This window comes from Streptomyces sp. NPDC085596, assembly GCF_044541565.1.
Classification (GTDB): Bacteria; Actinomycetota; Actinomycetes; order Streptomycetales; family Streptomycetaceae; genus Streptomyces.
On the sequence record NZ_JBITTC010000002.1, the window covers coordinates 793102 to 819422 of the forward strand.

Consider the following 26321-nt stretch of genomic DNA (forward strand, 5'->3'; position numbering starts at 1 on the left):
GGCGGGGACCGTCGCGCGGACGGCTCAGAGGAGCCAGCCCGCCTCCTGCGCGATGCGGATGGCGTCGACGCGGTTACGCGCGTTGAGTTTGCTGACGATCGCCGTCAGGTAGTTGCGGACGGTCCCGCCGGAGAGGGACAGGGCCCGGGCGACCTCGCTCACCTGCGCGCCCTGCGCGGCGAGTTGCAGCACTTCCATCTCGCGGGCCGTCAGCGGGCTCTGCGTGTGGTCCCAGGCCGAGAGCACCAGTTCGGGGTCGACGACCCGCTCCCCCGCTGCCACCTTCCGGATGGCACCCGCGAGTTGGTCCGGCGGAGCGTCCTTCAGCAGGAATCCGGACACTCTCATGAGGAGGGCCCGCTTGAGCATGCCGGGCTTGCCGAGACTGGTGAGCATGAGCGTGCCGCACGACGGCAGGAGTTCATGGAGCACGCCAGCGGCGGTCAGACCGTCCGTACCGGGCAGGTTGACGTCGAGGACGGCGATGTTGGGCCGGTGCTCCAGCGCCGCCGGAACCACCTGGTCACCGTCGTCGACCTCGGCCACCACCGTGATGTCCGGCTCCAGCTGCAGCAGGGCGACCAGTGCGCCGCGCACCATGTGCATGTCCTCGGCGAGCAGCACGCGGATCATGCGTCCCCTTCGGCCAGATGCCGAGCCCCCGTTACCCCCCGGCGATTCGCAATCATATCTTCTCGGCCAACAATCTTAAAAGCTCATATTCTTGTTGAACAGGTTCTTTGGGCCGGTTGAGCGGCCCCGGAGAGTCAGCCGGGCACGTTGAGCGGCAGCAGCCGCCCGCACCGGAACAGCCGGCGCATGGTGTGCCGTTGGAGTTTGCCGCTGGAGGTCCGGCGCACCGTGCCCGGTCTGACCAGCACCACGCGCACGGCGGCCACGTCGAACTCCCGTGCCACGCAGGCGCGCACCTCCCGCTCCAGCTCGGCCGGGTCCAGCTCGTAGCGGCGCCCGATCCGCACCTCCTGCACCACGACCAGCTCGTCCCCGTCCGGTTCAGCGGTGAACACCGCGGAGGCGCCGTACACCTCCCCGAGCTGCTGCACGCGGTGCTCGATGTCCTGGGGATACACGTTCCGCCCGGCCAGCACCATCATGTCCTTGATCCGGCCGGTGACGTACAGCTGCCCGTCGTGCAGCGCGCCGAGGTCGCCGGTGCGCAGGAAGCCGGTCTCGCCGTCGGCGGTGGTCACGCCGAAGGTCTCTCGGGTCTCCAGCGGCCGCTTCCAGTAGCCGTCGGCGACGCTCCGGCCGCGGATCCAGATCTCCCCGATCTCATCCTCGGGCAGCATCCGCAGGGTGCCGGGGTCCACGATCCGCAGATCGTTGTGGGGCACCACGGGGGTGCCGCTGCCGATCAGGGCTCGGGCGGGCCGGCCGGGGGCGGCCGGGACCAGCCGTCCGAGTTCCAGCCGGCCGATGTCCACGGGGAAGGGCCGGGGCGGCCCGTCGGAACCGGCCCGGCGCCCGGCCGTAAGCAGGGTGCTCTCGGCCAGGCCGTACGCGGGGACGAAGGCGCTCGGCCGGAAGCCGGCGGGCCCGAACCGCTCGGCGAAGGCTTCCATGGTCTCGGCCCGGACCGGCTCCGAGCCGTTGACGGCGACCTGCCAGCCCGAGAGGTCGAGCCGGGCGAGCTCCTCCTCGGTGACCTTGCGGGTGCACAGCTCGTACGCGATGTCGGGGCCGCCGCTGACGGTCACCCCGCACTCGCTGACCGCCCGGAGCCACCGGCCAGGGCTGTGAGCGAAGTCGCTGGCGGACATGAGCACGCCGGTGGTGCCGAGCCACAGCGGGTGGAGCAGCTGCCCGGACAGCCCCATGTCGTGGTGGAAGGGCAGCCAGCCGCCGACGCGCGCGTGGGGTCCGGTGCCGAGCAGCGCCTGAAGTTCCTCCTGGTTGGCGAGGAGGTTGCGGTGGGTGAGGCGGGCGCCGCGCGGTTCCCGCGTCGAGCCCGAGGTGTACTGGAGCACGGCGACCGCGTCCGGGTCCGCCGCGGGCGGCCGCCAGTCCGTCGCGGAGGGCAGCGCCGCAGTGTCGTCGAGCGCCAGGCAGGGGAGGTCGGCGCGGCCTACCGCCGAGACCAGGCGGGAAACGTCGACGACTCGCTTCCGGTCGGTGAGGAGCAGGGAGACCTGCGCGTCCTGCACGATGCTGAGGACCCGCTCGTCGGCGCTGCGCCGGCCTTCCGGGACGGGGCAGGGGGTGGGGATGGCACCGGCGTAGAGGCAGCCGAAGAGCGAGACGATGAAGAGTTCGGGCCGCTGCTGGAGGACGAGCACCCGCTCGCCGCCGAGCCGGCGGTCGAGCAGCCAGCCGGCCAGCCGCCGGGCGGCCCGGTCCAGCTCCCCGTACGTGATCCGCCGGACCCGCGTCCGCTCCCCGCCGTCCTCCCCGGGCACCCAGCCGAGCAGGGAGTACGCCACCCCGTCCGGCTCCCGCTCGGCCCGCTGGATCATGAGGTCGGGCAGGGTGCGTACGGTGTTCACTTGTTCATCCCCCATGGTGCGTCCGCCGTGCGTGTGGACACCCAGCTTGCCGGTCCCCCCTCGACCCCGACTTGAACACGCGCTCCGCCCCCGAAGCCCCTCGAGAGCGGCAGCTCCAAGAAGAGCTCTCTCTCCCGCTCCAGGGTCTATGAGGAAGGTCGGCTACTGCACGGCGCCAATCCGGTGCACCTGCTCAAGGAACACACGGGACTCGACGTAATCCCGGGGCCCCGCACCCCCAAAGCGCCGACCCCGCTAGCCGATACGGGACGCGACACGAGCGGCAAATGAGCGTCACGGCCGCGCACCCACTGCTCCATCACTCCACCGCTCCGGCCGCCTCCTCACGGCGTGGCACTCGGTGATCTGCCCCAGACCACCCACCGAGGGGAAGGACGACTGAGCGAGACACCCACCCAACTGGCCGACCGATCAGTCACGGAACGTATCTGGGTACTCGAAGAGTGCTGTGGACAGCTCCAGCCGGGTCCGCCACCGTCTGCGGTTGAGCAGTTCGACCTGGACCGGGGCCCAGAATGACTCCATCATCGCGTTGTCCACACAGTCCCCGATGGAGCCCATCGAGGGCAGCACGCCGGAGGCCCTCGCGCGCTGGGTGAACGCCCAGGACCCGAACTGCACTCCGTGTTCGGAGTGGAGGAATGGGCAGGTCAGAGTCCCTTTCCGTTGGGCTCAAGGATCGCGACGCACTCCACATGATGCGTCATCGAGAACACGTCAGCCGGAGTCGCATCCAGGAAACCGCAGGTCAACGAGGTTTTCCTTGGCCAGCTGGCGCCCCGCGGGACCCTTGAGCGTCAGACGAGCGTCACGACCGACAGAAACCACGACACGACCGGACCCCGCGACATCAGAGCGGAAGATCGTCGGGCAGCACCCGGAACGCCTTGTGCCGACCGAGCGGACACACTGCGCGGAAGTCGCGACGATCGAGGGTGAGGACGGCGTCAGTGTCGTAGTCGGCGGCGAGGGCCACATTCACCGCGTCCGCCAGATCCAAGTCGAGATCGCGGTAGCGGGCGCGCACGAACTGGGCGGCCCCGAGGTGATCTTCCGTGATCTCGGGCACGGCGATACGGCCTCGACGCATCCAGTGCCGAATGTCATCGACCGCGCTGAGCGCCGCATCACGACCGAGTTCACGCGTGGCGACGTGGTCGATCTCAGCAAGCAGCAGCGGGGACATCACCAGGAGCCCCGCAGTCATGATCGCTTCGTTCGACGCCCGGTGTTCTGGATGGGCGGAGTCGAGCGCCGCGAGGAGCCCGGAGGTATCCGCGATGACGATGATCACGCGGCGGTTCCACTCCCGCTCTCGCGGCGTACCGCGTCGGCAACGGTGTCACGCACGTCGCGCTTGCCCGGGGTGCGACCGCGCCCCTCGAAGGTGCGCGAGAAGAGGGGCTCGTCCCAGACCCGGTTGGCCATGGCCGCGAGGTGGATGCCCTGGCGGATGATCTCTGCCTCGCTGATACCGCGCCGCTTCGCGGCCTCTTTGATGATCGCGAGGTCTTCCGGGTCGGCGTACACGTTGGTTCGCTTCATGGACATGTACTTAGAGTAGCGTATGTACCAGATTGATGTATGGCTGGAGCCGGCCAGAGTTTCCCTCTCAGGTGCAGGCAGCGCGGGGCGGCCGTGGCGTACCCGTTCGGCCGAGGATGGGATGTATACACTGCGCCGGCGACCGCCCGTCCGTCGCCGGCGCAGCCGTGAAGTGCACGGTGTCATCTCTCGGACGAGCACAGCGGGCCGACGGGAAGCCGAAGAAGCCCGCGGATTCCGCAATCGCATGTCTCGAACCAAAAGACGGGGAGTGCTCCGGTGAGCGCACGCTTCGAAGAACTCGACTGGCGGGAAACGCCGTTGGGCGAGCTCGCCCTCCGGCGGCGCAGCTACCCCGGTGTCGCCGAACCGGTCTACGAGATCAAGCTCAACGACGAGTTCCTGATGTCCAGCCTCTTCACGGTCGCCGAGGTGAAGTTGGCCGACCTCGCCCTGGCGGAACTCACCACCTGCCCATCCACCCCCGAACTCGACGTGGCCGTGGGCGGCCTGGGCCTCGGCTACACCGCCGAGGCGGTGCTGAAGAACCCGGACGTGGGCTCGCTCGTCGTCATCGACATGCTCGACGCAGTGATCGACTGGCATGAGCGCGGGCTGATCCCCGGCGGACTCGCGGCGGACCCGCGGTGCCGGCTGGTGCACGGTGATTTCTTCTCAATGGCCCAGTCCACAACGGGCCTTGACCCCCTCGCCCCCGGGCGCCGGTTCCACGCGGTCATCGTCGACATCGACCACTCGCCGCGCCACCTGCTGCACCCTGACAACGCCGGCTTCTACCAGCTCGACGGCCTGCGGCGCCTCAGCGAACACCTGCACCCGGGCGGGGTGTTCGCACTCTGGTCCAACGACCGGCCCGACGAGGAGTTCCTCGCGGCGCTCACCCAGGCCTTCGCCGAGGCGCGGGCCGAGGTCATCGCCTTCGACAATCCACTGCAGGAACGCGAGGCGGCCAACACTGTCTACCTCGCCCGTACCCACCGACTTCCATGAGGTCGTCACCCGTAGCCGTCAGCCTGGCCCCAGCTACACGCATGCCCCCTACGACCGCAACGTCTTCGAAGGCGGCTCCCCGAACTGCCGGCGGTACGCGAGGGAGAAGCGGCCCGGGTGCAGGAAGCCCCAGCGGGACGCGACGGTGGTGACGGTCGTGGTACCCGGGTCGGAGGCCAGGAGTTCCTTGCGTACACGGTCCAGGCGGACCTCGCGCAGGTACGCGAGCGGTGTCGTGTCGAGGTGCCGGCGGAAGCCTTCCTGGAGGGCCCGTACACCGACGCCGACGCATTCCGCGATCTCGGCGACCGTGAGCGGCTCGGCGGCGTGCCCCTCGATGATCTCCATGGCGCGGCGGACCGCGGGCGGGGCGACACGCGGCTGCTCGCCGAGCAGCGCCGGCGTGTAGGTGTGGGGCTGGGCCATCAACAACTGGGTCATGAGCAGTGATTCAAGCTGTTTCGTCACGATGGGCTGGCTCGTCATGCCGCCGGACCCCTCCGCCTCCCGGCGCATGAGGTCGACGATGTTGAGCCAGGAGCGCGAGCCCGATGTGGTGAGGTCCATGCCGAGCGAGAAGGAGATCGGGCGGCGCACGGTGCGCCCGAGCAGACTTCCCAGGTGCGATTCCAGGGACGACCGGTCGAACCACACGATCAACTGCGGATTGCCCCCGCTCCAGCGCATGTCCAGCTTTCCGGTCGGAGAGGGGACGGAAGCGAGTTCGGGCGTGGAGATGATCTCCTCGCGGCCGCAGGTGATTTCGGCGTGACCGGCGAGCGGGATCTGGACCAGGAAGAAGCTCTCCAGGTCGCCCGGCGTGATCCGGACTTCCGTCCCGTAATCGAGGTAGTACAGGCCCGTCTGGTCGAAGGGCGCGCCGTGCAGTCGGGCGTCGAGCGTCGCCGAGCGCTGCGTGATGCGCAGCTCATGCGGACAGAAGGCGCGGCCGACCTCTGCCCGCGCCTCCCAGATGTCGGCCGTATGGAACCGCTCATGGTTTGCGAGGGGGAGCTCTTCAGCGGACATGTGAACCTCCACCGCCGAGACGCGCGATCAGGACAGCAACCCGCGTGATCCGGATAGCAAAGATGATCTTTCCATACCAAGGTTGATGCCCGACCGCCTCGGAGGAAGAACCAGGGGATCAACGATGCAGGGAGTGCCGGGCCGTACCCCCGTACGTCGCCGCGCCTTGCCCCTGCCGCCCCGCCCCACCGAGTCGGCCGGACCCGCCCCCTTCAGCAGGCCGGGTGACCCGGGCCCCATCCCCCGGTCCCACAGGTGACCCGACGGCACCGCACGGCACGGCTCGAAGCCGCACAACCCCTACCCCCGGAGGTCCCCCCTCATGCGCAAGATCACCATCGTCGGAGCCGGCCAGGCCGGCCTCCAGCTCGGTATCGGTCTGCTCGGCCACGGTTACGACGTCACGATCGTGTCCAACCGCACCGGAGACCAGATCCGCGAGGGCCGGGTCATGTCCAGCCAGGCCATGTTCGGCACCGCGCTGGCCCACGAGCGCGACCTCGGCCTCGACTTCTGGGGCGACGCCTGCCCGCCGATCGCCGGGATCGGTGTGAACATCGCCGACGGCCAGGGCGGCCGGGCGCTCTCCTTCGGCGCCCGCCTCGACGCCACCGCCCGCTCGGTCGACCAGCGCGTCAAGATGCCGATCTGGATGGGTGAGTTCGCGCGCCGCGGCGGCCGTCTGGACATCCACGAGGCCGGCGTCGAGGACCTGGAGCGCTACGCCGCCGAGTCCGACCTGGTGATCGTCGCGGCCGGCAAGGGCGAGATCGCCGGACTGTTCCAGCGGGACGACCGGCGTTCCCCGCACGACGCTCCGCAGCGCGCGCTGGCCCTGGCGTACGTCACCGGCATGGCGCCGCTGCCCGACCGCCCCGGCGTCAGCTTCAACGTCATCCCCGGTGTGGGCGAGTACTTCACCATGCCCAGCCTCACCACCAGCGGCCCCTGCGACATCATGTTCTTCGAGGGCATCCCGGGCGGCCCGCTCGACTGCTTCGACGGGCTCACCCCCGACCAGGTGCTGGCGAAGTTCCAGGAACTGCTGCGGGCGTACGTCCCGTGGGAGGCCGAGCGGTGCACCGACATCGCGCTCACCGACGCGGGCGGCACCCTCGCGGGCCGCTTCGCGCCGACCGTCCGGGGGGCCGTCGCCACGCTGCCGTCCGGCGCGCAGGTGCTCGGCCTCGCCGACGTCGTCGTCCTCAACGACCCGATCACCGGCCAGGGTTCTAACAACGCCTCGAAGTGCGCGGCCTCCTACCTCGCCGCCATCCTGGACCACGGCGACCGCCCGTACGACGCCGCGTTCATGGAGATGGCCTTCGGCCGTTTCTGGGACAACGCCCAGTACGCCACGACCTGGACCAACGCGATGCTCGGTGCCCCGCCGCAGCACGTTCTGGAGCTCTTCGGCGCGGCCAGCGTCAACTCCCGTATCGCCGCCCGCTTCGTGAACGGCTTCGACGACCCGCGGGACTTCTTCCACTGGTTCATGGACCCGGTCGCCGCGAAGAACTACCTGGCGGCGGTCAGCGACTGAGCGGCCGCCGGGGTTAGTCACAGACGCGGCGCGTCAGCGAGACGTACGGAACGAGAGCGGGACGGCAGGACATGAGAAGGATCGCGGTGATCGGTGCCGGGCAGGCGGGTGCTCAACTCGCCCTGGGACTCCAGGTGCACGGCTATGACGTCACCCTGGTCACCGACCGCGGCCCCGACGAGATACGTCGCGGCCCGGTCATGTCCAGCCAGTGCATGTTCGACACCGCGATGCGGAGCGAGCGCGAACTCGGCCTGCACCACTGGGAGGAGCGGGCCCCGGAGATCTCCGGCATCGCGTTCTCTCTCATCTCTCCGCACGGCACTCCGGACGTCTCCTGGCGCGCGCCGCTGGAAGGGCCCGCCCACTCCGTGGACCAGCGGGTCAAGTGTGCAGCGTGGATAGAGCAGTTCGCGGCCGGTGGCCACGGCGAGATCGTGCTGCACGAGGCGGGCGTCGAGGACCTCGAGTGGTACGCCCGTACGCACGATCTCGTCGTGGTCTCCACGGGCAAGGGCGAGCTGAGCCGGCTCTTCCCGCGCGACGCCGAGCTCTCCCCGTACGACCGGCCGCGCCGTGCGCTGGCTCTGACGTACGTCACGGGAACGGCACCACGGGAGGGGGAGGCCGCCGTCCACTACCGCATGGTCCCCGGCGTCGGCGAGTACTTCACCTTCCCCGCCCTCACCACCACCGGACCCTGCGAGATCATGGTCTTCGAAGGTGTCCCCGGCGGTCCGATGGACTGCTGGGACGACATCCGTACACCCGAAGGGCACCTCACCCGCTCACTGGAAATCCTCCACCGGTTCTTCCCCGACGAGTACGACCGCTGTCGGCACGCCCGACTCACCGACGAGGGTGGCGTTCTGCGCGGCAGGCTCACGCCGACCGTCCGGCACCCCGTCGCGCGTCTGGCCTCCGGCCGGCACGTCCTCGGCATGGCCGACGCCGTCGTCCTCAACGACCCCATCACCGGCCAGGGTTCGAACAACGCGGCCCAGGCCGCGACCCACTACCTCGCAAGCATCCTCCGCCACGGCACGGCCGAGTTCACACCGCAGTGGATGCAGCGCACCTTCGACAACTTCTGGCGCGGCTGGGCTCAATGGGCCGTCGGCTGGACCAACTCCCTTCTCACGGACCTGAGTCCCCACCACCGCGACATCCTCACGGCGGCGGCCGAAATCCCCTCGGTCGCAGGCGCCCTCGCCGCCGGATTCGACGACCCGCGCACGCTCTACCGCTGGTGGTTCGAGGAGGCAGAGGCACACCGCTTCCTCGCCGAGAGACGCGTCCAGCACGCCGTCCGCTTCGACGGCCGCGAACTGCGCCGCGCGCTGGGCCAGTACGCCACCGGCGTGACCGTGGTGACGGCCCGCGCCCCCGACGGCCGCAACGTCGGCATGACCGCGAACTCCTTCACCTCCGTCTCCCTGGACCCGCCCCTCGTCCTGTGGTGCCCCGGCAAGAACAGCCCGAGCCTCCCGGACTTCACCGACGCCTCGCACTTCGCCGTCCACGTGCTGGCCGCCGACCAGCACCACCTCTCCCGCCAGTTCGCCACCCCGGCCGACGACAAGTTCCGCGGCACCCCCACCACCCCCGGAATCGCCGGCACTCCCCTCCTGGACGGCGCGGTCGCCCGCTTCCAGTGCCGCACCGTCCAACGCGTCGACGCCGGCGACCACATCATCTTCCTCGGCGAGGTCGAAGAGTACGAGGCCGACGGCGGCGCCCCTCTGGTGTTCCACTCGGGGTACTACCACGTGGCGACGAAGCATCCGGATCTGTGACCTTCTCGGCCGTGAACGGATGTTGACCGGGAGGGCGGGCAAACACGTGAGTACCCTCCAACCTGCCCCACAGACAGGGCGGTTGGGCTGACAATGCGGTAAACGCCCTGGTAGATAGCAGCACCGTCGCGCGATCGACTCCCGCTCCTGGGTGGACCTCCAACGCGCGTTGCACTCATCCACCTGACGCGAGGAGCACCGCCGAGCCGGCGCCACAACAGCAACTATCCGCGATGGTTCCACCAGTTGCCGGCACGACCTGGTGGCAGAGCGGCACAGCCGACTACCTACGTGAGGGCTTCAGAACGAGCGTCATGACGACCGGCTCGCCACTTCCCCGGGGACCGGACGGCTGCCACGACGCGGCCACCGCGCCCGTGATCAGCCTGCTTCGGTCAAGGCCGCGTGCGCGGCGGCGAGGATCTCCCCGGAGAGCGGGGAGCCCTTGGTGGCCCGGGACAGGAGCAGCGCACCGAACAGGGTGCAGAGGCGGACGATGCCGTCCTGGTCGTCACCGCCGAGGAAGTCGGCGAAGTCGGCCACCCCCTGGGTGTAGACACGACGGGCCTCTCGACCCCCGCCTTCGCGTGCGATGTCCGTGGCGAGCGCGGCGACCGGGCAGCCGTCCGCCGGGTCGTCGCGGTGTTCGACGGAGAGGTAGGCGTCGATCAGCGCTCGCTGAGCGGCGTCGCGCCGCCCTTCGTACTGCGCGAGCCCGGCGGTGTTACCCCGGGCGAGCTCGTCGAAGGCGTGAGCGGTGGCCTCGTCGACGAGCGCTTCCTTGGAAGCGAACTGCTTGTAGAAGGCGCCGTGGGTCAGGCCGGCCGCCTTCATCAGGTCGGCGACGCTCACCTGAGTGCCCTGTTCCCGGAACAGCCGCGAGGCGGTGTCCACCACCCGCCTGCGGTTCTCCTCCGCCTGCGCCTGCGACACGCGGCCCATGATCACCCTCCCATTTGGATGTCGACTGGCATCTATCGTAGACCCGTGTTTAGATTGATTACGTAATCTAAATCGTGCGGGTGACCCGATGGCACCCGCCGTGGACCAGGAGTGGGCATGGAACTGAAGAACGCGGTCGCGGTCGTCACCGGCGCCAACCGGGGCCTCGGGCGGCACTTGGCCGCCCAGCTCGTGGAGCGCGGCGCGAAGGTGTACGCGGCGGCCCGCCGCCCCGGGACCGTCGATGTGCCGGGCTCCGTCCCGCTGCGCCTCGACGTGACGGACGAGGCATCGGTACGGGAGGCCGCCCGCATCGCGTCGGATGCGACCCTACTGATCAACAACGCGGGCATCTCCACCGGCGCGACGCTCATCGGAGGCGACACCGATGAGGTGCGTCGGGAGATGGAGACCAACTTCTACGGCCCGCTCGCCGTGACCCGCGCCTTCGCCCCCGTCATCGAGGGCAACGGCGGCGGCGCCGTACTCAACGTCCTGTCCGCCCTGTCCTGGTTCCACCCGGCCGCCCTCGGCTCCTACGCCGCGTCCAAGGCCGCCGCCTGGGCGCTGAGTGACGCGACTCGCGAAGAGCTGGCGCCCCGGGGCATCGCCGTCTCGGCGCTGCACGTCGGCTACATGGACACCGACATGGCCGCCGGCGTGCCCGCCGACCAGAAGGTCGCCGCCGCCGACGTCGCGGCCCAGGCCCTGTACGGCATCGAGACGGGCCTGCCCGAGATCCTCGCCGACGACACAAGCCGGTACGTCAAGCAGAGCCTGGCCGCGGCACCCCAGCCGAACGCGGGCTGACGCTCACCCTCCACGACGACCTGGTGAGCGCCGGCAAGATCCACCACGCCGCACTGTCCAACTTCCCGGCCTGGCGCGTCTCGCGCGCGGTAACCCTCGCGGACCTGAAGAACTGGGCCCCGATCGTGGGCATCCAGCACGAGTACAGCCTCGTCGAGCGCACCGCCGACCGCGAACTGCTGCCCATGGCCGAGAGCCTCGGGCTCGGCGCCGCCCTGTGGTCCCCGCTCGGCGGCGGACTGCTCACCGGCAAGTACCGCCGCTCCGCCGAGGGGCGCCTGAGCGACCGGGGCATGGTCATCCACACCGAGAGCACCGGCCAGAAGACCGCCGTCGTCGACACCGCCCTGGCGATCGCCGAGGAGACCGGCGTGACGCCCGCCCAGGTGGCGGTGGCCTGGGTGCGCGAGCGCGCCGCCCGCTCCGTTGCCACGCTCGTCCCGATCATCGGCCCGCGCAGTCTCTCCCAGCTCGACAGCTACCTCGGCGCCCTCGACGTCCCCCGGTCGTGCCGGGGACCTGATGGGTGAACGCGGCTGAGGACGCGGTGCTCCCGCGCCGGAGCCAGGAGAGCAACACAGCTGTCTCGTACTGGGAGAAGCCCGGGGCGAGCGGAGACCCCGACTTTTCACGGACGGGAAGCGGAAAGGAGACAACCATGAAGGCTTTCATGGTCGAGAAGTACGGCGACCAGGCCGGGGTGCGCGCCACCGAAGCACCCGACCCCCAGGTGGGTGCCGACGACGTCCTGGTCAAGATCCACGCGGCGGGCGTGAACCCGCTGGACCTCAGGATCCGCAACGGGGACTTCAAGGCATTCATGCCGTACCGCCTCCCGCTCATTCTCGGCAACGACCTCGCCGGTACGGTCGTCCGGGTCGGCCGGTCGGTCACCCGCTTCGCGGTGGGAGACGAGGTCTACGCCCGGCCCGACAAGGACCGCATCGGTACCTTCGCCGAACTCATCGCCGTCCACCAGGACGACCTGGCGCCCAAACCGGCCACCCTCACGATGACCGAGGCTGCTTCCCTCCCCTTGGTCGCCCTCACCGCATGGCAGGCACTGGTCGAGCGGGCACACGTGCAACCGGGTCAGAAGGTCCTCATCCACGCGGGCGCCGGTGGCCTCGGCTCCATCGCCGTCCAGCTGGCCAAGGCGCTGGGCGCGCACGTGGCCACCACCGTGAGCACCGCCAAGGTCGACCTGGTCAAGGACCTCGGCGCGGACGTCGTCATCGACTACCGCACCCAGGACTTCGAAGAGGTCCTCGACGGCTACGACGTCGTCCTCGACAGCCTCGGCGGCGAGAACCTCGCCAAGTCACTGCGCGTTCTCAAGCCCGGCGGCATGGTCATCAGCGTCGCGGGCCCGCCCGACCCGGCCTTCGCCCGCGAGCTGGGTGCGAACCCGGTCCTCCGCGTGGCCATGACCGCGCTCAGCTTCAGAACCCGGCACAACGCCAGGCGCCACGGTGTGACGTACTCGTTCCTCTTCATGAAGGCCAGCGGCGACCAACTGCGCGAACTGACCCCCCTCATCGACACCGGGAAGATCCGCCCCGTCGTCGACCGCGTCTTCCCGTTCGAAGAAACCCTCCAGGCCATGGAATACGTCGAGAGGGGACGGGCAAAGGTCGGCAAAGTCGTCGTCGCGATGACGTAAGGGTCAAAACGCGTCCCAGGCGCCAGTCACCTCCAACAGCAACAAGACCCTGCACGCCCGCCCCATACCCGCCACACCACCTCAGGCACCGGCCACGAGCACACCGTCCAGTTCACCCGCCCCGATGTCGTACAAGAACACGCCGGACCGCTCCATGTCTGTGCGTGGCGTGACCTTCGCCTACCGGCGGCTCGGCCCGGACGGCGGCGTACCCCTGATCCTCCTCAACCACCTGTCCGCAGTCCTGGACAACTGGGAGCCCCACGTCGTCGTCGGACTGGCCGCCCGACGCCCTGTGATCACATTCGACCACCGCGGCGTCGCCGCGTCCGGCGGTTCCACACCCTGGCGGAACGGGGCGACCCACGCCTTCCTGGACCGGCTGAAGAAACGCACGAACGACCGCGACAAAGCCATCTCGCTCTCATCATTCCGCGCCCAGCCGAAGGCCATCCACCACTGGGGCCGCCAGGCACCGGCCGATCTGTCGCGCATCCACCAACCGGTCCTGGTAGCCAATGGCGAGAGCGATCGCATGGTCCCCAGCGTCAACACCATCGCCCCCGAATTCCTGGAACGGTAGCCAGCCGCCGGAGAGGTCCATGGCCCCTGCCCCGCACTCAGCGAGACCGGCACCAGGAAATCCGTCCTCACACATCGCCACCACTCTGGGGGGCCGCCGACTGCGGCTCGCCTGCTGACCACAGCCGGACAGTTCCTCACCACCGGCCGTCGGTGAATCCTCCGCCTCACCGGCACTGGCCCTGGACCGGTCACATCACCCCAGCCCCCGACCGGCTCACCCTCAACCCACGGAAAGCGGTCCACCGACTCCGCCGACGGGCCGTCATGGAACTTCGAGGCCGACGCGCTGCTCGACGGGTCAAGCCCGACAAGTCGATTGACCCACGCTAGTTGATCCAGAACGACCACCTCACGCGCCGTCTGAAACAGCGTCGAACGAGCGTCAAGACACTTCCCGAACCCGTCCCTGACGGCGTTGAGGCAGAGTGTTCTCGACCCCCGCCCCACTGCGAAGCCGCAGGTGAGACACGTGACGGAAAGGTCAGGAGCCCTTTGCGGCCGGTTCGAGGATGGCGACACACTCAACATGGTGAGTCATCGGAAAACGTCGGCCGGAACCGCATCCGAGAAACTGCAGGTCAGGTAGGGTTCCCGCCCCACCGGGGAGTCCGTGAGGGCCGCGAGCGTCATACGAGCGTCACGACCGACGGAATCCGACGACACAACGAGGCGCCATCCGAATCAGATCGGAAGGTCGTCGCGCAGTACCCGGAACACCTTATGCCCGCCCCCAAGGGCGCACAGCCCAGAGACCGCGACCGTCGAGCGTGAGCACAGCCTCGGTGTCGCACTCAGCGGCAAGGGCCAGGTTCACCACGTCCGCGCGGTTCAGAGCCAAGTCGCGATAACGGGCGCGCACCGACTGGTCGACACTCAGGTGATCCTCCGTGATCTCGGGCAGAACGACATGGCCTCGTCGCGCCCAACGGCGGATGTCGCCGACCGCACTGAGGGCCGCTTCACGACCGAGCTCGCGCGTGGTGACACGCCCTCTGTACGCGGGGTTTTCAATACATGCCGCCAATCAACCTACATCTACCGGCGTTTGCTGCTTGGCATGTCATGGGCATTCTGTATTGGTCTGATCGTCGGCGTGGGTGCAACCTTGGGGGGCCGATGGCAAGAGGGGACGTCTGGGCGGGGAAGGGCACGACCGGATCGGTAGCGGACCTCGTAGCCCGGTTCGGCGAGGAGGTCAGGGCCAAGCTGCGAGGTCCCGCAGGGGCCGTCAGCAGTAAGGAGGACACCCTCACGGCACCGGTGGAGCAACTGCTGCGCGGCATGGCCTCGCGGCAACGCCTCAACCTCATCGCCCACGGTCAGAGCCGTGTCAAGGAACTCGGGATCCGGCCGGACTTCGCCATCGCCTGCGGCGGCAGGACCATAGGGCACGTCGAGCTGAAACAGCCGGGTTCAGGGGCCGATCCGGAGAAGTGGTCGGTGAAGTCCCATGACCGGAAGCAGTGGGAGAAGATCAAGGCACTCCACAACGTGCTGTACACCGACGGATACCAGTGGGCGGTCTACCGTTTCGGCGTGCAGGTCGGCCCGACCGGAATCCTGGTCGGAGACCTGGAAACCGGTAGCCGACAACTCATCGCCCGGGACACCGGGTTCGAGCGCGCCCTCACGCACTTCTTCCTGCCGGCGCCCATCGTCCACGGCAGCATCGACGAACTGGTCAGGCGCATCGCGGGAATCTGCGCCCTGCTGCGCGACGAGGTCACCGAACGTCTCACCCGCGAGGAGCACGGGGAGGCCGACGCGGCGTTCTCGATCCTGGCCGGCAACTGGAAGGACCTGCTCTTTCCCGACGTCCGTCCGGAGGAGTTCGCGGACCATTACAGCCAGACATTGACCTTCGCCATTCTGCTGGCGCGCCTTGAGCGCATCGACCTCGACCGGCTCTCCCTCCCCGATGTCGCGATCCGATTAGGCAAACGACACTCCCTGATGGGCAAGGCGCTGGCGGTGCTGACCGACGAGGCCCTCGACGATCTGCGAGGGATCACCGACCCTCTGATCGACGTCATATCGGCCGTCGACCCCGAGATGTTCAAGGACGAGACCGGAGACGCCTACCTCCACCTGTACGAGGGCTTTCTGAGCGCCTACGACCCGGAACTGCGGCGGCGGACGGGGACGTACTACACGCCCGGCGAGGTCGTCCGCTTCATGGTCGAGTTCACCGACGAAGTACTGCGCGACCGGCTCGGCCAGGCGGACGGGTACGGAAGCGAGGACGTCACCGTGGTCGACCCCGCCATGGGTACCGGGACCTTCCTCATCAACATCATCGATCACGTCGCCAAGTCCCTGTCACTGAAGTACGGCAAGGCGCTCAAGTCCGGGCTTCTCCGGGAACTCTCCGGGCGACTGGTGGGGTTGGAGAAACAGACCGGGCCGTACTCGGTCGCCGAACTCCGTGTGCACCACGCCTTCCAGTCCCACGACGCCGATGTCACGCGCCGCCCGCCGAGGCTTCTGGTGGCCGACACACTCGACGATCCCGCCGTCGAGCACCACTTGGGCTTCATGTACGAGGCGATCGCCCGCCACCGCCGCATGGCAAACAGGGTCAAGGCGGACGAGAAGGTCATGGTGGTCATCGGCAATCCGCCCTACCTTCGGGGGGCGAGGCAGTCGGGCGTCGGACGCTGGATCACCGAGGGCAACCCGAACGGCCAGGGCCCGATCCTCGCCCGCTTCCACCCCGAGGACAACGGGCGCATCGGGTACGCCCTCGACAACCTCTACGTCTACTTCTGGGCGTGGTCCACCTGGAAGGTCTTCGACCAGGTGGCTGCCTCGGGAGCACCGAAGGCCCCCAGCGGGATCGTCGCCCTCATCACCAACTCCGGTTATCTGGACAGCGAGGGCGCGGCCGGCATGCGCCACTACCTGCGCGAGGCCGCCGACGAGGGCTGGATCATCGGCCTCTCCCCCGAAGGTCCCTACTCCGACGCGCGCACCCGTGTCTTCCAGGACGTGAAGCGCGAGGTCTGCATCGCCGTCTTCGTCCGCCGAGGTTCCCCGGACGCGAGGAACCCGGCGCGAGTATGGCGACTTGACGTCCCCGCGGGTACGCGCGAGGAGAAGTTCGACTGGCTGAACGGCCTCGGCGTCGAGGGCCACCGGAACGGGACTTCCTGGGAGCTCTGCCCCACACAATGGACCGCGCCTTTTCACGCCACGTCCGACTCCGAGTGGTCAGCCATGCCACCGGTGGACGCCTTGTTGCCGTGGACGATCACTGGCAACACCAACAACCGCAGCTGGCCCGTATCCCCCAGCCGGAGAGTTCTGGAAAGGCGCTGGCGCAGGCTCGTCCAGGCTCCGGCAGACGCCAAAGCGGCGCTGATGAAGAGCACCGGAGACCGCCGTCCAGACAAGCTGGAACCACCCCTGCCTGGCCAGCAGGAGAAGGGCAGTCTCGCCGCGGAGAAGGAGACGGTTCCGGTCATCGTCCAGTACGGACGGATGACCTTCGACCGGCAGTACATCATCGCGGACCGGAGAGTGATCGACCGGCCGCGGCCGGCTTTGTGGTTCGCCCACAACGACCAACGTCAGATCTACCTGTCCGAACTCCACACAGAAGCAGGCCGTCCAGGCCCGGCGGTGAGCTTCACCGCCCTTCTGCCCGACGTTCATCACTTCAAAGGCACCGAAGGCGGCCGCGTCGCCCCCCTCTACCGCCACCCTCACCAGGCAGCACCGAATGTGACCCCCGGCCTGCTGCAGTCGCTCACCAAGATGCACGGAGTGACGGTCACCGCCGAAGACCTCTTCGCATACATCGCGGGGATAGCCGGCCACAGCGGCTACACCCGACGCTTCTCCGCGAACCTCGCCGCGCGCGGCGCCCGTATCCCCCTGACGCGCGACCCGGCCCTGTGGGCGGAGGTGGTGGAAGTGGGCAGGCGCACGGTGTGGATCCACACGTATGGCCAGCGCTTGGCTTCTCACCAGCATGACAGTCCGGCTGGATCGACTCCGAGGCTTCCCCCGGAGGAGCAACCGGAACCCGTCGTCGCGATCGGGGAGGACGACGGGCTACCGGAGGACATCTCCTACGACGCTCCCACGCGAACCCTCACGGTGGGTACGGGCTGCATACGTCCGGTGGCGCCGGAAGTCTGGGACTACCGGATCGGCGGGGTGCAGGTGATCCGCAAGTGGTTCAGCTTCCGCAAACGCAAACCGGACGTGGAGCGACAGACCCCGTTGAACGACATCCTGCCTTCGACCTGGCCTTCTCGGTGGACCATCGACCTGCTGGACCTCATCAACGCACTCGGGCTCCTCGTAGCCCTCGAACCCCGACAGGCTCAGCTCTTGGACGCCGTGAGCAGTGGCCCGCTCATCACCACCGACGACCTCCGGGGCGAGGGCATCCTGCCCGTGCCGGCCCACGCCACCAAGGAGCCGAAGCCGCCGCGGAAGTCCCGGCGCACTCCTGGACCTGGTCAGGAGAGCCTCGACTTCCCGAACTGACACCCCTGCGGGGTCGCGTCGCTCCCGCGCGCTGGCAAATGAAGCGCTTGCGATAAAGACGATGGGACGCTCTGTGTCAGATACCTTGACCACGATGTCGAGCTCTCCGGGCCGAATCACATCGCTCTTGGTCGCGCCCCACGGCCGACTGGAGCCGGCTCCAGTCGGCTACCAACGCGGCCGCGCTGAAAGGACCGCACAGCCGCGTCGAACGCCACTTGCAGATGTGACGGAGCTTCAGAAAGAGCGTTTGGCCTCGTCGCGTTGCTGGTGGATGACAGGGCCTACGGCCTGCCCGAGCCCAGGGCGGCATCCCTGTCCCGGCCGCCCCAACCGTCGTTGGCGCGCCAGAGGAGGTGGACGCCGTAGACGTCGAACAGCGTTTCGGCCGACCAGTCCTCGGCCGGTGGCTCGGTGAGAACCAGGTAGAGGCGGTCGGCGGGGGTGGGCAGGGTGTGGTTTATCTCCAGGAGGCGGGCGGCACCCGAGCGGAGGTCGGTGTAGGCGGATTGGCCGGCGCCGAGGATCTCGTACAGGAAGTGGCCGTCCTCGGCTGTGCGGCTGACATCGATGACCTGGGATGACGTTGCTTGTACGTCGGCCTCGAACAGGGCCGACATCAGGGCGTGGCGCACCGATTCGTGCTTCCTGCACGTGCGGTCGGCGGCTGCGGTGGTCTCCAGCGCGTGCAGAAGATTCGTCGTGGAAGGTGTCGTTGCGGCGGTGTCCTCGGCGGATGCCATGGGCTCGGCTGCTTCCTGCTCGGGCTGCGGTGCGGCGGGTGCCGGTGCCGATCTGGGTGCGGTCTCGGGTGCCGGTTCGGTCGAGGCGGTCATGCGGTGCTGGAGCGTCTGCCGGGCCTGGGCGAGGGAATGGGACCAGCCCGTGCGCGCCAGGGCGTCTTGGAGACGGCTGACGTCCAGGCTGCCGTCCTTGATCGCGCGATTGGTTTCGGCGGCGAGGTCACGCAAGAGATTCAGATGCTGCCTGTCGGGGGATCCCAGCACCCTACGTACGTCCACCCAGTCCGCTTGGTCGCGGCGGAGTACGCGGTTGGCCATGCCCTTGAGTTCGGAGAGGCGTTCGCGCACGTTCTCAGGTACGGCGACGCCGTCGCCGGTCAGCTCGGCGAACACGCCGAGTGCGGCCAGGTAGCGCTCGGCCATCTTCGGCGAGATGGGCTGGCGCCCACGCTGGTCCGTTGTGAGCAGGCAGTGGTTCCTCTCCTGCGAGAAGACCCAGCAGTCCAGCCTCTCGCCAGGGTGAGGAGGAGTCGATCCGTGGCGAACGGTCAGGATCAAGGGAACCTTGACTGCCGGTGAAAGCGCCCTGACCTTGTAACGGCCGCCGGTACCCCGGTCGAGGACGCGGACACGGATGTCGGTGCCGATCTCGGGGACGTCGTCATGCGCCATCGCCGGTTCGGTGTCGGGGGATTCCGGTCCGGTGGAGGTGCCGGTGGCGTTCGTGAGGGCGTCCGGGAGCGGAGAGGTGTGCAGGACGGTCAGGCTCTGGGTGCTTCGGGTGAGGGCGACGCAGAGCTGGCGCAACCCGGCCGATCCGCGGTCGGCGATGGTGGCGGGTTCGACGACGAGGACGTGGTCGTACTCCATGCCCTTCGCGTGGGCGGCGGCGAGCACGGACACGGTGGCACGGTGCTCTTCGGTGAGGCCGGCGGTCTGGTCGAGATGCCGGTTGATCTCGTCGAGCCAGCCGGAGTCGTCGGGGACGATGACGGCGACGCGGCGCAGGGTGTGTCCGTCGCTGGTGCCGATGAGCCGGGTCGTCTGGGTGACGGTCTCGTCGAGCAGTGTCCATGGTTCGGCTGCCAGGGTCCGGACGCTGTCGGCGCCCGCTTGGCGTACCGCCCGCGGATAGGGGAGCGCGGGGGCGATCGTGCGAGCCAGAGGCGCGACGAACTCCATGATCTCCGCCGGCACGCGGTAGCTGGTGTTCAATTCGGCGACGTGCCAGTCCCCATGGTCGGACAGCAGAGTGCCGAGGCGGTCCCAGTCGGTGTAGGCGTGCGGGCCCGTGGCCTGGGCGAGATCGCCAAGTACGGTCATGGAACCGTTGACCGCGATGCGGCGGCGCAGTGAGCGCGCTTGCATGGGGGTCAGGTCCTGGGCCTCGTCGATGACGATGTGCCCGTAGCGTTGTGGGGTCTCCCCGACGATGAGGTAGCGCAGCTCTTCCAGGCAGACGCGGTCGTCAAGGGTCCAGGGGTCGGCGTCCGCCGTGGCTGACCTCGGACGGTGAAGAGCTGCCTGCTCCTCGGGATCGAGGATGCCGTCGGCACAGGTGCGCAGGAGTTCGAGAGAGTCGTAGAGGTTTCGGAGAGCTTCCCGGGCACCCGGTGACGGCCAGACGCGTTCGATCAGCCGCTCGACCTGGCGGTTGCGTTCCAGGTCGCGGCGGATCGTTTCTCCTTGGCTGCGGCGCGGGGCCAGAGCGACGAGTTCCTGCAGCAGGCGGTCCACGAGCAGACTGCGGAAGCGGTTACGGCGCTCCCGGTAGGAACCGTCGCCCTCGCGTGCTTCCTGGAGCAGGACGAAAACCTCGGAACGCGGGATACGCAGGGTGGTGCTGCCGGCGGTGACCGCGAGTTCGGGCTTGGCGTCCTTGTATGTGGGGGTGCTGGTGAACTCGTCGATCGCGCCGGGGCGGCATTCGTGTTCGATGCGCCGACGCAGGACGGCGGCCATGCGGTCGTCGGACTTGACCAGTCGTGCGCGTGGAGTGTCCGTACCGAGTACCTCGCCGTCCCAGAGGCGGTTCATCTGGACAGCGTTGATGTTCTGGGTACCGAGCGTCGGGAGGACTTGGCCTACGTAGTCGAGAAAACGCTCATGGGGGCCGATGACAAGGATGTCCTGCGCGTTGAAGTGGTTGTTGTTGACGAGCCACGTCACGCGGTGCAGGCCGACCGCGGACTTTCCGGTCCCCGGGCCGCCCTGTACGACAAGGATGTCAGCGGGCGAACCGGTGACGAGGTCCATCTGATCGCGGCGGATGGTCTCGACGATGTCCCGCATGGTGCCACTGCGGGAACGCTGGAGCTCTCGCAGGAGGAAGTCGTCGAGCGGCTGTTGCCTCTGCCGATGGATCTGGGCGACATCGGACGGGGTGGGAACCGGCCGGAGCGTCGGTCTCTCGGACACCGCGGCCCCGGAGGTGTCCTGCGCACCGGCTTCGGGATCCGTGCCCTCGGCGACAGGCGGCGCGGCGGCGGAGGCAGCGACGGAGATCTCGTCGACGTACTCTTCGACGACGTTCTTCGTGCAGCGCAACTGTCTCCGCAGGAGCACTTCACCAGGTGCCTCGGGCAGGGCCTTCGCCCACTTCTCCGCCACCGGGGCGGTCCACAGCACTACGACGGTCTCGCGGGTCTCCACGTCGGAGACGGCACGGCGGCCGACGTAGAACGTGTCCGACTCTCCGCCGGGCTGGACATCGACGCGGCTGACGATCAGCGACGCCTCCCCGAGACCGCCGTATTCCGCGGCCTTCGCTTCAGTGTCCTGCTGGTTGGCGATGCTGTCCTTGCCGCTGGCGGATGCCGAGGCGACCGAGTCGCCACTCAGTTCGGCCAGCCGTTTCTCGTAGCAATCGTAGGCGCGGTCTACCGCCTTCTGCTCTACGGCGATGATGTCGTCGCGCATGGTGGTGCTCATGTACGTCCCCTCCCCCTGCGACGCCCCGAGAGACGCCGCGCGCCGGGCATATGCCCGGCCCCCGGCAAAAGACTTATCAGACACATGGTCGTGCTGTGAATATCTGGTCAACGGGGCAATTCCCGTACCAGTTCACCGACTTCCGCGCGCCATGCATGGACCTGGTTCTTGGTGGGTCCGATCTCGTACTGGTGGTAGTGGCACCCGAGGCAGAGGTGCGACCAGACGGCGTTGGCCCGGCGGGCGGTCGTCGCGGCGGTGTAGCAGCGCAGGCAGAGCATCTTCGCCCGCATGGTGATGTCGGCCAGTCCCGGCATCGCGGCGTCGAGCGTGTGGTCGACCGCGATCTCCAGGGCGGTCCGCAGGGCGAGGGAGGCTCCACGGTGCCGGCCGGCCATCGATGCTTCGACGCTGGGGTCGGAAAGCAGCTGGTCGGCCGTCAGCAGCAGTTCCTCGATCGACGTACTTACGACGCTGGTCACTTGTCCACCTCCGCCTTGCGCACCTTCTGCGCGAGGTCGTTGATCTCGGTCACGAAGCGGTGCGCGTCGGCGATATGGGCTCCCGTAGCGTGGGCGCCGCTCTGGCACTGCTTGAGGAGGTCCACCGCATGCGGTCCGCAGCGAGTGCGGAGCTCCCGGTAGACATAGCCGGTGCGTCCGATGTCGCCGAAGAAAGCCAGCGCGGCCATCTTCATGAGCTTGTCCGCATCGGCCACGGCGGACTGCAGATCGAGCTCGGAGCCCCCGGAGCGGTGGTGCTGGATCCAAGCCGCTTCGACGAAGGCGTTCTCCAGAGCGATCCGGCAGAGACTGGGCAGCACGTGAGTGCGTGCCGCTTCCGGCAGGTTCTTGGTGCTGGCGAGAGCCCGGGCGTCCGCGATCGCCTGGCTGACCGGGTCGGTCACGGCCTTGACGTTCACCTTGGACGCCCTGCCCCGCTCGACCTCGAACACCGTGACCGGCAGCTCCTGGGTCGTGAAGGCGCGCTGGAGCCGGGTGTCGTGGGTGAACACGACCACCTGCCGGTGCTCGCCGAGCTCGTGCAGGACCTGGGCGAGTCCGTTGACCTTGGCCGGGTCCATGGACTGCACGGGGTCGTCGATGACGATGAAACCGAACGGGCTGTCCGCGGTTGCGGCCCGGGGCAGGAACAAGGACAGCGCGAGAGAGTGCTGTTCTCCCTGGCTCATGACGCTCAGCGCCGAAGCCTCCTCCCCGTCAACGGTGACGTCCATGACGAGCTTGCGGACGTTGGCCTTCTCGCTGCCCTGGAGGCTCACCGACTGGAGGTCGATGTCGCTCTCCTGGCGAAGCTTCTCCCAGATCCGCTGGGAGTGGCCGGTGAAGGCCTCCATGCGCCGCTCCCTCAGCTCGGCGGTGAGGGTCTTTACCCAGGCGCGGGCCTTCCTGACATGGCTGAGCCGGGGCTCGGCGTCCGCCGCGGCGCGCGCCTTCTCGGTCCAGCTCGCCAGGCGGGTGACGAGCTGACGCCACCGTTCGTCCCGCTTCTCCAGTTCCCTGGCCGCGTTGTCCTTCACGGCGGCGCAGGCGTCGGCCAGGGTCAGGGCGGTGTCGTGGATGCGCTGGACGAGCTCCCTCGGGTCGGTGACCGCCCGGCAGGCGAGCCACGCGTTCCACGGATCCGCGAGGGAGGCGGGGATCCGGTGGGGCCTCTCCATGAGGTTCTGGGCCGCCCGTGCCGCAGACCGCAGTTCGCCGCGCGCGTCCTCGGCGGTCTTCGCCTCCTGGCGAAGGAGGGCGATCTGAGCGCCGGCGCCGGCGGCCCACGCCGAGTCGAGGACCTGCTCCATGCCGCAGACCGGGCAGGACTCCTCGTCGGGGTGGCGGTTGTTGTGGGCCAGGGCCTTCTCCAAGAGCTCGGCACGCTGCAGAGCGTCCTCGGCACCGGTCAGGCGCACGTCCTCGACTCCGGCGAGCGCCTCGCGCAGCCGGTCCACCGCGGCCCCGACCTGTTCCAGATCCGGGCCCCGCACCTCGACCTCGGCGCGCAGCTCGGCGAGGACGCCGTCGTCGGTGGCGGGCAGCCCCGCCACCAGCCCTTCGAGGGTCGCGAAGTCCGGCCGGCCCTTCGTCTCGATGGCCACGAGCGCCTGGACCGCCCGCTCGTCGTCCTGCAGCGCGTACAGCGCTTCCTTGATCTCCGGCAGTTCGTTCTTCGCCGCCTTGACGGCGTCGCCCAGCCCCTTCTCCTGCAGTCCGAGGTGGTTGTATGCGGCGCTGAGGTGCCCCAGTCCGAGGATCGTGGCGATGGAGTCGTACATCTGGGAGGGCTTGCCGCTGATCATGCGGCCGAGGTCGACGTACGACAGGAAGGGACGGTAGTCCGTCAGGGCCTGCTTCCAGGAAGCCTGGTCGAGGGGCACCGTGCCGTGTCCGGGGCGCCGGAACGTGCCCGCGCAGTCGTTGACCCCGTGGCCGGTCCAGGTGCGGCTGAGCGTGCTCCGGCCGGAGTCGCCCTCGACGGCGAGCTTGACCTCGATCTCCGTCTTGGCTCCGTCATGGAGGTTGCGCCAGTTGCTGATGCGCGTCGCGTCCTGTCCCAGCCAACGCATGTTCGTGCCCGTGAACGCCGTCTCGATGGCCTCGGCGATGCTCGACTTGCCCGAGCCGTTGCGGCCCACGACGAGCGTGACACCCGGACGGGGGCTGAGGTTCAGCCAGGCCCGGGGGCCGATGCCGCGGAACCCCTCCACAGAGACGGAGTCGAGGTAGATCCGGCCCGTGGGGGAGTTCCCCGGGGGCTGGGCGCTGCCGAGTGCCTCGGTCAGGAGCGCCTTCACGGGTTCGCCGAGGGTTGCCGCGGTCAGACGTGCCTCCACCAGCTCGGCGAGCGGCATGGACTCGGCTGCCGGGGCCTGCGGGGCCGGGTCCGTGGAAGGGTGTGCGTTCGGCTGGTTCTGCTCTGAACTGGTCATGGGGGGCCTTCCTGGAGTTGGTGCCGGTTCGGGGGTACGGGGCAGCGGTGGACGCTGTAGACGTGGGTCTTCGACCGCGCTGGTTGTCGACGGGCCGGGGCTTCGGACTCGACGTGGTCGGACGGCGGGGTCCGGCCAGCCGGCGGTGAGGTGTACGCGATGCGGGCGCCTATGGGACGTCGCTCGCTGTCCGGGCGGTCAGCCGCCGAGGGTGAACTCGAGCCCGCCTGCCCGCAAGGCGGCTTCCGTCTGAGTGAGGCCGCCGCGGTGGGACACCTCCACGGTGTAGAACTTCGAGCCCGGGGTGATGTCGTCGACCGTGAAGGAAAAGACGCACCCGTCCTCGGTCTTCTCGCCCAGTCCGAGCGAGCCGGTGGCGACCAGGGTTCCGTCCGCGTCGGTAACGTTGACCTGAGTTCCGAGGTCGATGTCGGAGTAGCCGCCGGTCCCGGAGCACACCTCTCCGGCCTCGAGTCCCGCGCCGACTTCGGCGAGCGTGAGCGTGCCGTCGGTTGCGAACGGGCCCGGCGCCCGGGTCGCTCCGGTCGCGGCGACTGCCGGCCGGCCGTCGCCGCTCTTCGCCGGGGCCGCGTCGGGACCGAGCAGGGACAGCGATGCCCAGCAGATGCCCACGGCAGCGGATCCGGTGCCGACGCCGAGAAACAGCACGGCGGTCCGCGAGAGGCGGGCCCAACGGTAACCGCGCGCCGGCCTGGGGATTTCCACCGGATCACTCGACGGCGCGGACTCGGGCATGGGCGGAACCTGGCCGCTGGGCGGGAACGGGTCCTGAACGGAAACCTCGGCGGACTGCTCGGACTCGGACATGGCGATGCTTCCCCTCGTGAGTGATCGGGAGCGGAACGGAGCGGTGCGCGGCGGAACCGGCCGCGGGTGCCGGAGAGACTGTCCGGCGAGCAGTGGCCGGATAACGGGTCTGTCCAGGTGGGCGTGCAGCCCTGAGGCGTTGGTCGGGCAACCGGGGAAGAAGACTCCTCGGTGTCAGCCGACCTTCTTCCAGTCCTGGCAGCCGCTGGTCTTGAAGTACTCGCCCTTGTTGAGGGTCACGCGGCCCTGCCCCTGGAGGTTGTCGTTGGCGATGATCGCGTCGAACTCGCCGGAGGCGTTCTTCAGCCGTGCCCAGTAGCAGTTCGGGATGATGCTGTCCTCCTCCGGGCCACCGGTCCGGTAGGTCCCCGCCTGGACGTCCTCGCCGACGAGGTACTGGCCTTCGCCCGAGAAGCTGCTCGGGGGCCCGGCCTTCTTCTTCGGCTTCGGCTTGGTGGTGACCGTCGCCTTGACCGTCTCGGTGACGGTCACCGCCGGCTGAGGCTTGGCCGCGGCGGTCTTGGTGACCGTGGCGGCCGGCGAGGCGCCCGAGGTGTTCGCCGTACCACCGGACTCGCCGCCGCCTCCGATCGCGGCACCGACGATCAGCGCGACCAGCGCCGTCGCACCGTGGGTGAGCCAGACCTTGCGCCGCGAGGGCGTACGACCAGTGGGCGGCTGGCCCGAGTGGGGCAGCTGGGCGAACGGGTGCGGCGTCGGCTGCGGAGGAACCGTCCCCCAGCCGGCGCCTCCACCCAGGCCTCCCGACGGTTGGTGGGTGGGCGGAGTCGAGGGCATGTCAGTCATGGGGAGACCTCCGGATCGGTGACTGCGGCGAGCACCGGATGTCGGTGCGTCGAACGAGCACCAGAGTGGGACCGAAAGGCTCCAAAACCCTTTGGAGAAGCTGATAACCGGGGTTATCAGCTTCTCCC

Annotated in this window: 19 protein-coding genes and 1 pseudogene; 8 read left to right on the forward strand and 12 right to left on the reverse strand. The window is 68.8% G+C overall.

What is annotated here, in order from left to right; genetic code table 11:
* Positions 1–24: 24 nt before the first annotated feature.
* The 5 genes and pseudogenes from ACIGA3_RS09140 to ACIGA3_RS09160 all read right to left on the reverse strand — a co-directional run bounded on the left by ACIGA3_RS09140 (position 25) and on the right by ACIGA3_RS09160 (position 4076).
* Positions 25–633, reverse strand: a complete 609-nt coding sequence (locus ACIGA3_RS09140) for a DNA-binding response regulator (RefSeq protein ID WP_399712030.1) — start codon at positions 631–633, stop codon at positions 25–27.
* 134 nt (positions 634–767) lie between these two features.
* Positions 768–2504 carry a fatty acyl-AMP ligase gene (locus tag ACIGA3_RS09145; protein WP_399712031.1) on the reverse strand — a complete coding sequence of 579 codons (1737 nt, stop codon included), beginning with the start codon at positions 2502–2504 and terminating at the stop codon, positions 768–770.
* 441 nt (positions 2505–2945) lie between these two features.
* A pseudogene (locus ACIGA3_RS09150) lies at positions 2946–3164 on the reverse strand (IS3 family transposase); the annotation flags it as partial.
* A gap of 211 nt (positions 3165–3375) precedes the next feature.
* On the reverse strand, positions 3376–3819 hold the full coding sequence (locus ACIGA3_RS09155) for a PIN domain-containing protein (RefSeq protein WP_399712033.1): 444 nt from the start codon (positions 3817–3819) through the stop codon (positions 3376–3378).
* Positions 3816–4076: a CopG family transcriptional regulator gene (locus ACIGA3_RS09160; protein ID WP_244336619.1), complete on the reverse strand. Its 261-nt coding sequence runs from the start codon at positions 4074–4076 to the stop codon at positions 3816–3818. Before ACIGA3_RS09160 ends, ACIGA3_RS09155 begins: the two co-directional genes overlap by 4 nt.
* A 273-nt stretch (positions 4077–4349) precedes the next feature.
* On the opposite strand from ACIGA3_RS09160, the gene ACIGA3_RS09165 reads away from it, so the two are divergent.
* Positions 4350–5081, forward strand: a complete 732-nt coding sequence (locus tag ACIGA3_RS09165; RefSeq protein WP_399712035.1) for a spermidine synthase — start codon at positions 4350–4352, stop codon at positions 5079–5081.
* Positions 5082–5129: 48 nt separating this feature from the next.
* Here the strand turns inward: ACIGA3_RS09165 and ACIGA3_RS09170 are convergent, their stop codons facing one another.
* Positions 5130–6110: an AraC family transcriptional regulator gene (locus ACIGA3_RS09170; RefSeq protein ID WP_399712037.1), complete on the reverse strand. Its 981-nt coding sequence runs from the start codon at positions 6108–6110 to the stop codon at positions 5130–5132.
* Positions 6111–6432: 322 nt separating this feature from the next.
* Between ACIGA3_RS09170 and ACIGA3_RS09175 the strand changes: the two genes are divergently transcribed.
* Entirely contained in the window at positions 6433–7653 is a 1221-nt protein-coding gene (locus tag ACIGA3_RS09175; RefSeq protein WP_399712039.1) for a styrene monooxygenase/indole monooxygenase family protein, read from the forward strand.
* A gap of 71 nt (positions 7654–7724) precedes the next feature.
* On the forward strand, positions 7725–9449 hold the full coding sequence (locus ACIGA3_RS09180) for a styrene monooxygenase/indole monooxygenase family protein (protein WP_399712041.1): 1725 nt from the start codon (positions 7725–7727) through the stop codon (positions 9447–9449).
* Positions 9450–9830: 381 nt separating this feature from the next.
* Here ACIGA3_RS09180 and ACIGA3_RS09185 read toward each other — a convergent pair whose 3' ends face one another.
* The gene (locus ACIGA3_RS09185; protein ID WP_244336626.1) at positions 9831–10391 is read right to left on the reverse strand and encodes a TetR/AcrR family transcriptional regulator; all 561 of its coding nucleotides are present in this window, start codon (positions 10389–10391) and stop codon (positions 9831–9833) included.
* A 117-nt stretch (positions 10392–10508) separates the two neighbouring features.
* Between ACIGA3_RS09185 and ACIGA3_RS09190 the strand changes: the two genes are divergently transcribed.
* The 5 genes from ACIGA3_RS09190 to ACIGA3_RS09210 all read left to right on the forward strand — a co-directional run bounded on the left by ACIGA3_RS09190 (position 10509) and on the right by ACIGA3_RS09210 (position 17946).
* Complete coding sequence (locus ACIGA3_RS09190) at positions 10509–11201, forward strand: SDR family oxidoreductase (RefSeq protein ID WP_399712043.1); 693 nt, start codon at positions 10509–10511, stop codon at positions 11199–11201.
* Between the two features lie 23 nt (positions 11202–11224).
* Positions 11225–11731 carry an aldo/keto reductase gene (locus tag ACIGA3_RS09195; protein ID WP_399712045.1) on the forward strand — a complete coding sequence of 169 codons (507 nt, stop codon included), beginning with the start codon at positions 11225–11227 and terminating at the stop codon, positions 11729–11731.
* Between the two features lie 128 nt (positions 11732–11859).
* Positions 11860–12864 carry an NADP-dependent oxidoreductase gene (locus ACIGA3_RS09200; RefSeq protein ID WP_399712047.1) on the forward strand — a complete coding sequence of 335 codons (1005 nt, stop codon included), beginning with the start codon at positions 11860–11862 and terminating at the stop codon, positions 12862–12864.
* A 124-nt stretch (positions 12865–12988) separates the two neighbouring features.
* Positions 12989–13447, forward strand: coding sequence for an alpha/beta fold hydrolase (locus tag ACIGA3_RS09205; RefSeq protein WP_399712049.1), 459 nt, complete (start codon positions 12989–12991; stop codon positions 13445–13447).
* Between the two features lie 1016 nt (positions 13448–14463).
* Entirely contained in the window at positions 14464–17946 is a 3483-nt protein-coding gene (locus tag ACIGA3_RS09210) for a type ISP restriction/modification enzyme (RefSeq protein ID WP_399712051.1), read from the forward strand.
* A 284-nt stretch (positions 17947–18230) separates the two neighbouring features.
* On the opposite strand, the gene ACIGA3_RS09215 is transcribed toward ACIGA3_RS09210, so the two are convergent.
* From ACIGA3_RS09215 to ACIGA3_RS09235, 5 genes are all read right to left on the reverse strand, one after another.
* Positions 18231–21620: a HelD family protein gene (locus tag ACIGA3_RS09215; protein ID WP_399712053.1), complete on the reverse strand. Its 3390-nt coding sequence runs from the start codon at positions 21618–21620 to the stop codon at positions 18231–18233.
* 107 nt (positions 21621–21727) lie between these two features.
* On the reverse strand, positions 21728–22102 hold the full coding sequence (locus tag ACIGA3_RS09220; protein WP_399712055.1) for a hypothetical protein: 375 nt from the start codon (positions 22100–22102) through the stop codon (positions 21728–21730).
* Complete coding sequence (locus ACIGA3_RS09225) at positions 22099–24558, reverse strand: AAA family ATPase (RefSeq protein WP_399712057.1); 2460 nt, start codon at positions 24556–24558, stop codon at positions 22099–22101. The genes ACIGA3_RS09220 and ACIGA3_RS09225 overlap by 4 nt, the downstream gene beginning before the upstream one ends.
* A 198-nt stretch (positions 24559–24756) precedes the next feature.
* Positions 24757–25386 (reverse strand): hypothetical protein, encoded by a 630-nt coding sequence (locus ACIGA3_RS09230; RefSeq protein ID WP_399712059.1) that lies wholly within the window; start codon positions 25384–25386, stop codon positions 24757–24759.
* Between the two features lie 174 nt (positions 25387–25560).
* On the reverse strand, positions 25561–26193 hold the full coding sequence (locus ACIGA3_RS09235) for a hypothetical protein (protein WP_399712060.1): 633 nt from the start codon (positions 26191–26193) through the stop codon (positions 25561–25563).
* Positions 26194–26321 lie beyond the last annotated feature (128 nt).